The sequence below is a fragment of the Paraburkholderia nodosa DSM 21604 genome (assembly GCF_000519185.1).
Classification (GTDB): Bacteria; Pseudomonadota; Gammaproteobacteria; order Burkholderiales; family Burkholderiaceae; genus Paraburkholderia; species Paraburkholderia nodosa.
This window is the reverse complement of record NZ_JAFA01000012.1, coordinates 98,942-111,943: the sequence shown is the minus strand read 5'-3', so window position 1 is coordinate 111,943 and position 13,002 is coordinate 98,942. Positions and strand designations below refer to the sequence as shown.

Annotated in this window: 12 protein-coding genes; 8 read left to right on the top strand and 4 right to left on the bottom strand. The window is 65.2% G+C overall.

Translation table 11 applies throughout. The features are described from left to right. Positions 1 to 120: 120 nt before the first annotated feature. Complete coding sequence (locus A3CW_RS0119475; protein WP_028205062.1) at positions 121 to 519, bottom strand: BON domain-containing protein; 399 nt, start codon at positions 517 to 519, stop codon at positions 121 to 123. A 486-nt stretch (positions 520 to 1,005) separates the two neighbouring features. Beyond that, positions 1,006 to 1,887: a LysR substrate-binding domain-containing protein gene (locus A3CW_RS0119470; protein ID WP_028205061.1), complete on the bottom strand. Its 882-nt coding sequence runs from the start codon at positions 1,885 to 1,887 to the stop codon at positions 1,006 to 1,008. Positions 1,888 to 1,994: 107 nt separating this feature from the next. Here A3CW_RS0119470 and A3CW_RS0119465 point away from each other — a divergent pair, with 107 nt between their 5' ends. From A3CW_RS0119465 to A3CW_RS52405, 7 genes are all read left to right on the top strand, one after another. After that, positions 1,995 to 3,242: an MFS transporter gene (locus A3CW_RS0119465; protein ID WP_028205060.1), complete on the top strand. Its 1,248-nt coding sequence runs from the start codon at positions 1,995 to 1,997 to the stop codon at positions 3,240 to 3,242. Positions 3,243 to 3,531: 289 nt separating this feature from the next. After that, a complete protein-coding gene (locus A3CW_RS0119460; RefSeq protein WP_051481579.1) occupies positions 3,532 to 4,608 on the top strand; it encodes an ABC transporter substrate-binding protein in 1,077 nt (358 codons plus the stop codon). 21 nt (positions 4,609 to 4,629) lie between these two features. Next, complete coding sequence (locus tag A3CW_RS0119455; protein ID WP_028205058.1) at positions 4,630 to 5,496, top strand: ABC transporter permease; 867 nt, start codon at positions 4,630 to 4,632, stop codon at positions 5,494 to 5,496. A 42-nt stretch (positions 5,497 to 5,538) separates the two neighbouring features. Next, positions 5,539 to 6,372, top strand: a complete 834-nt coding sequence (locus tag A3CW_RS0119450; protein WP_028205057.1) for an ABC transporter permease — start codon at positions 5,539 to 5,541, stop codon at positions 6,370 to 6,372. A 38-nt stretch (positions 6,373 to 6,410) separates the two neighbouring features. Further along, on the top strand, positions 6,411 to 7,244 hold the full coding sequence (locus tag A3CW_RS0119445) for an ABC transporter ATP-binding protein (RefSeq protein WP_028205056.1): 834 nt from the start codon (positions 6,411 to 6,413) through the stop codon (positions 7,242 to 7,244). Between the two features lie 347 nt (positions 7,245 to 7,591). Further along, complete coding sequence (locus A3CW_RS0119440) at positions 7,592 to 8,293, top strand: carbonic anhydrase (protein ID WP_028205055.1); 702 nt, start codon at positions 7,592 to 7,594, stop codon at positions 8,291 to 8,293. Between the two features lie 556 nt (positions 8,294 to 8,849). Continuing rightward, entirely contained in the window at positions 8,850 to 9,026 is a 177-nt protein-coding gene (locus A3CW_RS52405; protein ID WP_154677984.1) for a hypothetical protein, read from the top strand. Between the two features lie 27 nt (positions 9,027 to 9,053). Here the strand turns inward: A3CW_RS52405 and A3CW_RS0119430 are convergent, their stop codons facing one another. Beyond that, on the bottom strand, positions 9,054 to 10,079 hold the full coding sequence (locus tag A3CW_RS0119430; protein WP_028205054.1) for an aldo/keto reductase: 1,026 nt from the start codon (positions 10,077 to 10,079) through the stop codon (positions 9,054 to 9,056). Positions 10,080 to 10,366: 287 nt separating this feature from the next. Here A3CW_RS0119430 and A3CW_RS0119425 point away from each other — a divergent pair, with 287 nt between their 5' ends. Beyond that, positions 10,367 to 11,794, top strand: coding sequence for a DHA2 family efflux MFS transporter permease subunit (locus tag A3CW_RS0119425; protein WP_028205053.1), 1,428 nt, complete (start codon positions 10,367 to 10,369; stop codon positions 11,792 to 11,794). Positions 11,795 to 11,833: 39 nt separating this feature from the next. On the opposite strand, the gene A3CW_RS0119420 is transcribed toward A3CW_RS0119425, so the two are convergent. Continuing rightward, entirely contained in the window at positions 11,834 to 12,856 is a 1,023-nt protein-coding gene (locus A3CW_RS0119420) for a VTT domain-containing protein (RefSeq protein ID WP_028205052.1), read from the bottom strand. Between the last annotated feature and the right edge of the window lie 146 nt (positions 12,857 to 13,002).

The following is a 13,002-nucleotide window of genomic DNA, read 5'->3' as shown; positions in this document are numbered from 1 at the left end:
AAGCCGCACATGCAGTCCATGAATGGGACTGCATGTGCGGCCTTCAGGAAGAAAAACACGCGCTCCGGCGGCGTCGCCCGCACCTCGAAGGGCAATGGGCGCGCGCCGGCTAGCCGATGCTCAGGTCCCAACCGGGCGGATGGTCAGCGCGTTGCGCACCGACGTCACGCCTTCGACGCCCTTGGCGACATCGCCAGCGCGCTGGATCTGCGCCGCCTCGGGCACGGTGCCTTGCAGGATGACGGCGCCGTCTTTCGCACGCACGGTGATGTTGGAGACGCTGATGTTCCGGTCGCGTGCGAGGGCCGAACGTACCTTACGGCCGAGCGCACGGTTCGCAGCGCGTGCCTGGCGCAATGCTGCCTTCGATTGATTGACGTTGTGCTGGGCTGAGGCCGTCGGACCGCTGGTAGGGGCTTCTGCGGCTGCCGGTGCCGAAGCGTCCTGCGCGTAGACCTGGAACGAGGCCGCAACGAGTGCCGTGGCTGCGGCAAGCTTGAACATCTGAATAGCCTTCATGCAGTTTCTCCTGTTGTCAGTCTTATTGCTGGCCCAGGAATGGGCCGTTAACTACACCATTGACTACAAAACATTCACGCGCCTAACGGCGATGGGGAGTAACAATACCGCAAGTATTTCATTCTTGACACGAAGCGTACCCAATCTGTGATTCCACGCCACACTTCCTGCCGCTTTCCGCAGACGAATACAGTTGATTGTCCAAATAGTGAAGCCATCGCGCAAGAACGCAATTGAATCGCTTCACGCGCCTGCTTTACGGCCCATTCACCGGCGCTTCATTGCCGCTTTTAAACGCCCGGTGCGATGCCTTCAGCCATGATCCGCCCTGGTGCATGCGATATGAATACAATGACTAATCGCGTAATCCAGAGCGGGATTGAGCCGCTTTATTCAAACAGCAACGCGCATCACACAAGCAGCGTTGACAATACGGACAGCGGTTAACCCGAATACCCATTGCGCAATACGAGAGGCCGGCCGGCATCAATTGGCCAATTGCGCCTTTATCCATCGATAGAACTGCTGGATCGCCGCCTCGCGCGGATGCCCCTCGCGCCACGTGAAGTAATAGTCGAGCGAGGCCGGAATGCGGACCTGCCCCAACTGCACCAGCTCGCCGCGCTCGATGAATCCGCGCGCGAGCTGCAGGCGTGCCGTCGCTGCCCCTTGCCCGGCCACCGTCGCCTGCAGCAGCAGGCCTGCGTCGTCGAACACCGGTCCGCGCTCCGGTTCGTCGCCGGCCACGCCCGCGGCTTCGAAGAAGTCGCGCCAAGAACGGCGCGAAAAACGCAGCAGCGGCATGCTCGCGAGATCTTCCATGCGAAAGTCGGGATGGCGTGCGAGCAAGGCCGGACTGCATACCGCAACGACCTGGTCGTCCAGCAGCTTGCGGATCTGGAAGCCGGGCTCGTCGACCCGCCGATGCCAGATGCCGATGTCGAAGGGATAGGGGTCGGGCGGCGTCACGTCGGCGTGCATGCGCAGCGAGAGGTCGACCATGGGATAGCGGTCGTAGAAGTCGCCCAGACGCGGTATCAGCCAGACCGACGCGAAATCGGACATCACGCTCAGTTCCAGACGCGTGACGCCGCTCACGCCCGGGCGCGTGGCGTCGAGCGCGTCGCGCAGGTCGTCGAGACTGCGGCGCACGCGCTCGGCCAGCTGTGCGCCCGCCGCCGTGGGGATCATGCGACTGCCCGCGCGGCGGAACAGTTCGACGCCCAGTTCCGTTTCGAGCGCGCGCAAGTGATGGCTCACGGCGCTGTGCGTCAAATGTAATTCTTCCGCGGCGCGGCTGAAACTGCGCCGCCGCGCAGCGGCTTCAAGGGCGCGCAGCGCCTGCAAGGGTGGGAGAGGTCGAGCCATGACGTCAAATTCTACTCACAATGCCGTCTGAAATCTCTCGCTGGCCTCACACACGGCAAATCGCCAATAATCGACAGCCAGGCATTCAATCCGCTTTCGCCCCCAACATGACCTCACTCAGACTGCGCGTCTTCGCCGTATTCGCGCTCGGCTACTTCATTTCGTACCTGTTTCGCGGCGTCAATCTCGGCTTCGCGCCGTTTCTCTCGCGTGAAATGGGCTTCACGGCGACCGATCTCGGCACGCTCACGAGCCTTTATTTCCTCGGCTTCGCGGGTGCGCAGATTCCGGGCGGCGTGCTGCTCGACCATTACGGCCCGCGCCGCGTCACCGCGTGCGTCATGCTCGTGGCGGCGGCGGGCGCGTTGATCTTCGGCGTCTCGCACAACATGGCCGCGATGATGGTGGGCCGGCTGCTGATCGGCGTGGGCGTGTCGGTGTGCCTGGGCGGCGCGTTCAAGGCCACGGCGCAGCACTTTCCCGTCGCGCAGCTCACGCTCGTGAACGGCCTCGTGATGGCCGTGGGCGGCCTGGGCGGCGTGGCCGTGGGCGCCCCGCTCTCGTGGCTGCTCTCGATCGCGCCCTGGCGCGCGGTGAGCCTCGGGCTCGCGGCGCTCACGGTGCTGGTGGCCGCCATCATCTGGATTGGCGGGCCGCGCACGCGCGACACCCACCACCAGGCGAGCGTGCTCGAGCAGTTCAAAGGCACCGCGCACATCCTGTGCAGCCATGCATTCTGGAAGACCGCGACGTTCTCGGGCCTCACCCAGGCCGTGTTCTACGCCATGCAGTCGTTGTGGGTCGGCGCGTTCCTGCGCGACGTCGTACCGGCCGGCACCGCCGATGTCGGTGCGCGGGCGGCCTCGCTCGTTTCCGTGCTCGGCGGCGCATTCATTGTCGGCAACATCGGCTTTGGCGCGCTCGCACGCAGCTTCGAGCGGCGCGGCGTGAGCGTCCAGCTCTTTTCCGGCGTCACGATGCTTGTGTTCGTGCTCGTGCAAGCCTTGCTCGCCGCGCGCGTGCCGCTTCCCGCGTCCCTGCTTTGGGCCGCTTACGGCGCGTTCGGCGGCACCGGCATCCTCACTTACGCAGTGCTCGCCGAATATTTCCCGCCGCGCCTGATCGGCCGTGTGAATACCACGTTCACGCTCGTCATCTTCATCGGCATCTTCCTCCTGCAGATCGCGATCGGCGCCGCGCTCGCGCACTGGCCGGCATTCGACGGCCACTACCCCGCGGTCGCGCATCAGACCGTGTGGGCTGTCCTCGTCGGGATGCAAGTGCTCTGCGCCGTGTGGTACTTCATGCCGTCGCGGCGTGCCGCTGCGCCGCGCCATGCGGTCGAAACGCAATAAGGCGCGCTTTCGCGCACCGCACCGCGCCCGGCGCGCGGTGCGGCTTTGCGCTTCTGCTCACATCGATAGCACGATTTCTTCCTTCGGCACGGGCTTCGCTCCACTATCATGAACGCGCCCTGCCGTTCACTTTCCCCATAAAACGCAGCGCCTTTATCGAGAAATGCAAATCTCGAATCATTGGTTGTCCTGATCGGCGTACCCGGAAAAGAATGACCCAACGGCAACGACAGCGACGCAAGCTCGCCAGTCTGCGCACCCCGTTTCGTCACCCAAATCCGACCTGCCCATGCGTTCACATCGCGTTCTGCAGTATCTGCCGCAGCTTCTGATTTATGCCGCGCTTTCGCTCATCTCCCTGCATGCTGCCGCCGAGAAGCCGGCGGTGATCCGCATCGGCGTCGCGCAGCAAGGCGCGGGCGACCCGCCCACTTTCGGCGGTTCGACCGCTGCGACGGTGCGAGGCCAGCAGTTGCTCGAAAAGGAATTCGCGGCCGACGGCATCAAGGTCGAGTGGCTCTTCTTCAAGGGCGCGGGCCCGGCAGTCAATGAGGCCATTGCCGACAATGCACTGGACTTCGCGTATCAAGGCGACTTGCCCTCGGTGCTCGCGCGCGCCAACGGGCTCAAAACCCGCATCCTGCTGGAGTCGGGCGTGCGCTCTGGCGTGAAGGTGGGTGTGCCTGCCGATTCGGACATCAAATCGATCAAGGACCTCAAGGACCGGCGCGTCGCCATTTTTCGCGGCACGAATCTGCAGCTCGTGGCCGACAACGCGCTCGCCGGGAACCAGCTGGACGAGCGTGCGCTACGCGTGATCAATCTCGACACGGCAAGCTCGCTCGCGGCGCTCGCATCGAAAGGCATCGATGCCTCGGTGAACGACTACCACCTTTACCGGCTGCGCGATCAGGGGCTCGCGCGCATCGTCTACGAATCGCAGCATGATGGCCCGCAATTGACGCGCCAGGCGCATCTGCTCGTGCTCGACGGCTTCGAGAAGGCCCACCCCGACATCGTGCAGCGCGTGGTCAATGTCTTCGTTCAAGCGGCGCAATGGTCGTCCGATGAAGCGAACCGCGATGCGCTCTTCAAGCTCTGGGCGAAGAGCGGCGTGAGCTATTCGTCCTGGCAAGCCGAATTTGGCGAGCAGCCGCTGAAGTACCGCAATTCGCCGCTAATCGATCCATTCATCGTGGCGCGCTACAAAGCCGTTGCGCAGGACGCGCTGCGCCTGAAGCTGATTCGCCAGCCCGTGGAGGTCGATTCGTGGTTCGAGCCGCGATATCTCGACAACGCGTTGCGCGCGCAAAAGCTCGAACACTACTGGACCCGCTACGACGCCGCCGGCAAGCCGCTTGGCTGAGCACGCGAGAGGAGCCGCATCATGACGGAAACCGCGATCACGATTGCTTCGGACACGCCGCGTGCAGCAGCACCGCGGCGTATCGAGACGACAAGCGCGCACGTGCGCTGGCGCGTCGTATTGCGCGCAGCTGCGTGGCATCTCGCGCCCTGGCTTCTGCCCGCGATGCTTTTTCTGCTGTGGAGCGTCGGCTGCGCGCGCGGCTGGATCGCACCGCAAATCCTGCCTGCGCCGCAGCGCGTGTATGAAACCTTCGTCGATCTCGCCCAGAGCGGCGAGCTTGCGCGCAATACGCTGATCAGCCTCCAGCGCGTGCTGCTCGGCTTCGCAGGCGGCACCGTGCTCGGCTTCCTGATCGGCGGCGCGCTCGGGCTCTCCCGCACGCTCGAAGCGTGGGTGCTGCCCAGTTTCAACGCGATCGTGCAGATCCCCGTGCTCGGCTGGCTGCCGTTTCTGCTGTTGCTCGTCGGCGTGGGCGAGCCGCTCAAGTATTTGCTGATCGCTCACGCGGCGCTCGTGCCCGTCACGCTCAGCACCATGCAGGGCTTTCGGCAAACACCCGCCACACTGGACGAAGTCGCGCGCGTATTCGCCTACACCCGCTGGCAACGCATCGTGAGGCTCGTGCTACCCGCGGCGGTTCCGACGCTCGCCACCGGTGTGCGTCTTGCCTTCACGAAGGCGTGGCTCGCACTCGTCGTCGTCGAGCTCGTGGCGTCGTCAGAGGGACTCGGCTATCTGATCGTGTATGGCCGCCAGCTCTTTCAGCTCGATCTCGTGATGGCGTCGGTGGTCGTGGTGGGGGCGGTGGGCCTCGTCATCAATCGTCTGCTCGATGTGCTGGAGCGGCGTTTGCGGCGCGGCACGCCTTCGGCGTTTCGCGGCTGACGATGCGTGATTGCCACCAGTGAGGACAAGGGAGAATTCGCCATGAAGATATCGCTTGCACGAGCGTCCGCGCGTCCCGATTGCGCCTGTGAAGCGTCCACCGAAGCCAGGCCGCGCCGACGTGTCGATTTACGCGGCGCCGCCCTGCCCCTCGTCGCCGTCGCGCTGTGGTGGGCCTTGAGCGCCTCGCATCTCGTGAAGAGCGGCCTGCTCGTGAGTCCCGGCGATGTGATTCGCACCGCTTACGAACAGATCGAGAGCGGTGCGTTAGTCCGGGCACTTTCGGCGTCGCTGGTCCGCGAAGCCTGCGGCTTTGCCATCGGCGCGACGGCGGGGTTCCTGCTGGGCGGCGCGCTGGGTCTCTCGCGCATCGCAGCACGCGTCGTGGGGCCGAGCTTCGACACGTTCAAGCAGATCTCGCTGTTCGCGTGGATTCCGCTCATTTCCGTGTGGTTCGGGCTCGGCGACGCCGCCAAGGTGGTGTTTCTTTCGCTCGCAGCGCTGCTCCCGGTTGCCGCCCATACGTGTGACGGCATTCACGCCGTGCCGCGCAAATACGTCGAACTCGCGCAGGCGTTGCGCTATTCGCGCCTGCAGCTTGTCCGCTACGTCCTGTTGCCGGCCGCGTTGCCCTCCATTTTCACGGGCCTTTATCTCGCGCTCATCTATTCGTGGCTCGCCACGCTCGGCGCGGAGTATCTGCTCGTTACGGGCAGCGGCATCGGCAATCTTCTGATCGACGGCAGCGAGCAGTTCCGCATGGACCTCGTGCTGTTCGGCATCGTCGTCGTGGGCGCGATTGGCTGGGCGCTCAATGCGCTCGCACGGCGCGTGGAGCGAACGGTGCTGGCGCGGTTGCACATCAACGGCCAATGATCCGGACTACCAATCAACAGAACCTGGGAGACAAGCCGATGAGCGCCACTGAACCCGCGGGACTCGACATTCTGCATGTGAGCAAGCGTTACGGCGCGGGCGAGTCCGCGCTTGTCGTGCTCGACGACGTGACGCTGCATGTACGCCCCGGCGAATTCGTGAGCGTGCTCGGCGCGAGCGGATGCGGCAAATCCACGCTGTTGCGCCTGATCGCCGGCCTCGACGCGGGCTATAGCGGCGCGATCATGATGCGCGGCGAACGTATTGGCGACACCTCGCTCGAGCGCGGCATCGTGTTCCAGGATCATCGGCTGTTTCCCTGGCTCACCGCCGAACAGAACATCCTGGCGGCGCTGCGCAACGCCCCGCTTTCGGCACGCGAAAAGCACGAAGCGGTGGCCGAGCACATCGCACTCGTGGGCCTCACGGGCTTCGAGCGGGCGTATCCGCATCAGCTCTCGGGCGGCATGGCGCAGCGCGTGGCGATCGCGCGCGGCCTCGTCAATCGCCCGCGCGTGCTGCTGCTCGACGAACCGTTCGGCGCGCTCGACGCCCTTACGCGCAGCCGTCTGCAAAACGAATTGCTGCGCATCTGGGAACGCGAACGCATCACGATGATCCTCGTCACGCACGATGTCGACGAAGCGATCTACCTGGGCGACCGCGTCGTGACGATGGCCCCGCGACCCGGCCGGATCCGTCGCATCGTCGACGTGGCATCGCCGCGCCCGCGCGAACGCACGGATCCGCGCTTCGTGCGGCTGCGCGACGAGATTCTCTCCGACTTCTCGGACGCGACGACGCCGCCCGGCGACACGCTGTTGCCCGACACCCCTGCCCATTCCTCAGGTCAATGGCGCATGGCGTGGTGAGCGCACCGACCGACTGGTCGGTCACGCCTCACCCCTCACCCCTCCTCATGATCCCGACACCACCGGCGACACCCCGGGTGTGCCAACGACGCCCGGCGTGAGAAAATCTCTCTTCGAACGCAAACGCACGACGCGTCAGCGCCCTCGCAGCAGCCCGCTTTCCCGTAGTTAGCTGTCTTTTCGGCCGGTTTATCGACACATCCTGCCGGTTCGACGATTGAGTACCGGGAAAACGGTTGTCCAGGGCAACGTGACGCGAAGTTTCCGATCCGCCAGGGGTCGGCTCAGCGTAAACTCCCGCTGTTGCCATTCGATAGTGTCGATTCATGATAAAGAGAGAAACATCCATGCCAGACAACACCCACCCGCACGACGGTCACTCCGAGTCGTGCGGCTGCGACCTGTTACACCTGCTCGACGGCGTGGACGAATTCACTCATCACGTTTTCCCGGGCAACAAGGAGCTGTTCCACAGCCTCGCCCACAGCCAGGCGCCGCACACGCTCTTCATCACCTGTGCCGACTCGCGCGTTTCGCCGGAAATGATCACGCAGGCCAAGCCCGGTGATCTGTTCGTTTGCCGCAACATCGGCAATATCGTGCCGGCGTATGGCGAAATGCTCGGCGGCGTTTCGGCCGTCGTGGAGTTCGCGGTGCTCGAGCTCAACGTGAAGCAGATCGTGCTGTGCGGCCATACCGATTGCGGCGCGATGAAGGGGCTCGCTTCGGGCGCGGAAGCCACCGCCGACATGCCCACCGTTCAGGCGTGGCTGCGCAACGCGGAAGCCGCGCGCAGCGTGGTCAAGACCCGCGGTCTGGACGACGACCAGGTCGTTCAGGCGCTCGTGGAAGAAAACGTCCGCCTGCAACTCACGCACCTGCGCACGCACCCCGCCGTGGCGGCGCGCGTGGCCCAGGGCCAGCTCGAACTGCAGGGCTGGGTCTATGACATCGGCCACGGCAAGGTCACCGTGCTGGACGAAGCACACGGCAAGTTCCTGTCGCTCGGCGAAGCGCGTGCGCGCCTGCGCAAGCGCCTCGAAGAATAATGGCCGGGCGCTGACGCGCTCACGCCTTCACGCTGGCTTGCAGGCCAGCGCCGGGGCGGCGGTTCACGCCGCCCCATTCCCCCTTATTCATTCCGCATAATTTGAAGTGCGTCCACGCCGCATTTCGGGTCTTGCCGCGCGATTTTCTCAATCCATGCAATAATTCTTTTCGAATTAGGGGTTTACCCTGGGACAAAACCCGACTACACTCTGGCCCGTACTACATGCGGCGCCCTGCCGCACAAGAAGAAAAAATCGGGAGGTTGGTCGCTATGCAGCAAGTTGCCCCGCCGTCGCATCACCTGTCTCATCCCGGCTTCAACCGCACTACCGGCGCATTGCGTCGTCCCACGCTTCGCTAGTTCAGCGCGCGTGTCCTGCCGTCGCGCACGCGCCGCTGCAGGCGAACTTGAAAAGCCCACTCCGCGTCATCGCCGTTTTCATGCCGCCGCTCGCATCGCGGCAAACGGCGCGCGCCTTTGCGCGTATGGACGCCCGGTAATGGGCTTCGCACCCGTCACGGGCCGAGCGCCCGGTTACCGAAGGAGAAGCATCCATGGAGTCCGCGCAGAACCGTCAGTCGAAAGTCGAAGTGAAGTTGTTCCTGCACCCGGAAGATCATTACCGCGCAATGGCCGCCGCGAAGACCCTCAATCTCGCGGAGCGCGAGTTCTTCGCGCTGGCGCTGCATCTGGGCGCGACCCAGATCCTGCGCCAGACCGAAGCGGCTTGATCGAGCATCACCGGGCGAAGCAACCTGTCACACCGGCGACGGGTTGAGCTCGGCGAACCCCTCCTGATGCCAGTAGGGGTAGACAGGCCGCACCGCGCTCGCGGCGTCGAGCTTCGCCACCTGCTCGGGCGTGAGGTTCCAGCCGACCGCGCCCAGGTTCTGGCGCAACTGCGCCTCGTCGCGCGCGCCGATTAGCACCGTCGCGACCGTCGGCCGTTGCAGCAGCCAGTTCAGCGCGATCTGCGGCACGGTCTTGCCGGTTTCCTTTGCGATCTCGTCGATAGCGTCGAGCACGCGAAAGAGGTACTCGTCCGGCACCGGCGGCCCCTGCTCTGCCGTCTTGTGCAGACGGCTCTTCTCCGGCAGCGGCTGGCCGCGCCGGATCTTGCCGGTCAAACGCCCCCAGCCGAGCGGGCTCCACACCACCGCGCCCACGCCCTGGTCGAGCCCGAGCGGCATCAGCTCCCACTCGTAGTCGCGGCCGATCAGCGAGTAGTACGTCTGGTTCGCGACGTAACGCGGATAGCCGTAGCGATCGGCCACGGCCAGCGATTTCATCAGGTGCCAGCCCGAGAAGTTCGACACGCCCGTGTAGAGAATCTTGCCTGCGCGCACGAGTTCGTCGAGCGTGGACAGCACCTCCTCGGCCGGTGTGTGCGCATCGAAACCATGCAACTGGAACAGGTCGATATGGTCGGTCTGCAGACGCTTGAGCGCCGCGTCCACCGCGCGCTTCAGGTGGAAGCGCGACGAGCCCACGTTATTGGGTTCGTCGTCGAAGCGGAAGGTCGCCTTGGTCGAGATGATCGCCTTGTCGCGGCGCCCCTTGAGCGCTTCGCCGAGCACCGACTCCGACGCGCCGCTCGAATAGATGTCGGCCGTGTCGAACATCGTCACACCGGCATCGAGGCAAATGTCGATGAGCTTGCGCGCTTCGGCGACATCGGTTGCGCCCCAGGCCTCGAAGAACTCGCCTTTGCCGCCGAACGTGCCGGTGCCGAAGCTCAGCACCGGCACCTTCATTCCGGACGCACCCAGAAAACGGTATTCCATTTCCGATCCTCCACTAATCAAGGGGTTGACGATGAGATGCCGACAGCGGACGAGTCTACGCGCTTCGATTCGGGCTTGCCGCGAAGGTCTCACGGCAAAGGACTCGCAGCGCTGCGGACCGCCGCGCGGCTGTACAGATGCTTTTGCCTAATGGAAACTGTCGCCTTTCGCCGCGCGCTTCGTGCTTCACTATCCGGTCCGCACTGTTCCGATCGGCGCTCTCGCCACTGCCCGCCCATGCTCCGTACCAAGATCACATTGATTCCTCTCTTCCGCGTGGAGGCGCAATGACTGCGCCCGCGCAACGTTCCTCCGGCGTCGGCTGGCTGCCGTACCTCGTCGCCGCGACATTCTTCATGGAGTACCTGGACACGACCGTCATCGCCACGGCGCTGCCGCAAATGGCGCGCTCGTTCGGCATCGGCCCGAATAGCCTGAGTCTTGGCGTGACCGCCTATATGCTCGCGCTCGCCATCTTCATTCCGGCCAGCGGCTGGGTGGCGGACCGCTGCGGCGCGCGCACCGTGTTCTTCAGCGCCGTGGTCACGTTCACGGTGGCGTCGGTGCTGTGCGGGATCTCGCAGAACGTCGACGAGTTCGTGGCCGCGCGCATTCTGCAAGGCATTGGCGGCGCGATGATGGTGCCGGTCGGGCGCATGGTCGTCGTGCGCAGCACCGAGAAAAGCAAGCTGATGCAGGCGATCTCGACGATCACCTGGCCCGCCATCGCCGCGCCCGTGGTGGGACCGCCCATCGGCGGTTTCATCACGACGTATGCGTCGTGGCGCTGGATCTTTCTGCTGAACGTGCCGTTCGGCATTGCCGTGCTCGCGGCCATCGCCGCCATCGTGCCGAACCTGCGCGGCGAACAGCGCCGGCCGCTCGACGTGGCGGGGCTCGTGCTGAGCGGCGCCGCGCTCACCGCCATCCTTTACGGCGCGGAACTCGCGAGCCAGGCCGGCCAGAATCCGTGGCGCGCGGTGGCGCTCGTGGCGGCGGGCGTCGCGATCGGGGTCGTCGCGTTCGTGCATGCGAGACGGCATCCGCACCCGCTCGTCGATGTTTCCACGCTGAAAATCCCGACCTTTTCCATCACGGTCGTGACCGGCTCGGTCACGCGTATCGGCATCGGCGCGGCGCCGTATCTGATGCCGCTGATGTTCCAGATCGGCTTCGGTCTGTCGGCGTTCAAGTCCGGCCTGCTGCTGCTCGCGAGCGCGCTCGGCAATCTCGGCATGAAGGCGCTGACGACGCGCATTCTCGAACGCTGGGGCTTCCGGCTGGTTTCCGTCGTCGACGTCAGCGTCGCGGGCGTCTCGTTGATCGCGTGCGGCCTGCTCACGCCCGGCACGCCGCTCGCCATCGTGTTGATCGTCGTGTTCGTCTACGGCATGGCGCGCTCGATGCAGTTTTCCACCCTCGCCACACTGGCCTACGCCGACGTCGCGCAGCCGCAGATGAGCGCGGCCAGCACGCTCTGGAGCGCCGCGGCGCAGATGACCATCGGCCTTGGCATTGCGTTTGGCGCACTCGCGCTGCGCGTGGCCGCGAACGTCAACGGCGAAACCACGGGCCATGTGTTCACGCTCGACGACTTCCGGCTCGCCTTTCTCGGGGCCGGCGTGCTCACGCTGATTTCGGTGTGGGGTTATGCGCAGATGGCGCGCGACGCGGGACAGAACGTGGGCGGCGGCTCGCGCCGGCAGCGCGCGTAGGTCCCGCCGCGCGCCCGGCGACGCGCGGCAAAACTACCGTTATTTGGAAAGGCTTGCCCGCACGGTGTATTCCACTTCCTCGCCCGCTTCGAGTTCATCGGCATGGGCATGCGCCGCGTGGAACTCGTTGGACAGCGGCTCGACCGGATAACCGTGGCGCTCCCAGGCGTCGAGCCCGCCCTTGAGCGCGTGCGCGTGATAGATGTGCTTGTTGCGCAATTGATCGACGATGCGCTTGGCCGTCGCCTCGTTCGGGCACACGCAGTACACGACGATTGGACGCCCGATCAGCTCGGGCGAGAGTTCTTCGCTCGATTCGAGATTCAGCGGCCGCGCGCCGGGAATCCGGTAGGCCTCCTTCTCGCGCACGGCATGCGGACGCGCGTCGAGCACGATGGGCGGCGCGCTCGACTTCATCATCTCGTCGAGTTGATCGGGCGAAATGCGGTGCGTCGCCAGCCAGTGGCGGAACTGCATGCGCCGCAGCCAGCGCCAGGCGAGGAACAGCACGCCCGCCACGGCGAGCACGTCGAAGATCGTCATGCCGTTCGCGCGCACGAACGCCGCGAATCGCACGATTTCCGCATGCAGCGCCGCGCCGCCGAGCAGCCAGGTGCCCGCCCACAACGCCGCGCCAACCGTGTCCCACAGCAGGAAGACGTGCACCGCCACCGTAGTCGTGCCGAGCAGGGGCGCGGAAATCAGGCCGAGCCCCGGCACGAACTTCGCCACGGCGAGAATGGGCGCGCCATAGCGCTCGAATACGTTGCGCGCGATGCGGATCGTCGTGTCCAGCGACAGCGAAAAGCGCACGAGCCCGTTGAGCAGACGCCGCCCGCGCTTGCGGCCCGCGGCGAACCACAGCGAGTCCGCGAGCAGCGTGGCGATCACGGCCGCCGCCAGCAGGCTCCCGTAGGATGTCTCGCCGCTGGCCGCCATCGTGCCCGCGAGAATCAACACCGGCGCGGCCGGCACGGGCACGCCCAGTTGCGTGACGAGTACGCTGAGAAAGACCGCTCCGGCGCCGAAATCGGGTGGAATCGCGGTGGGGAGCGTCAACATTTCGAGATAACCTGCGCGCAGGAATATTCAGGTAAGGAAACATGGCGCGAATACGGCGCCGGCCGAGGGTGGAGATTACCCCAACGTGCCATTCCTTGCTCTCGTTGACGCAGGCTTCATGGTGGCATCGCGCGCGGCGATCCGGC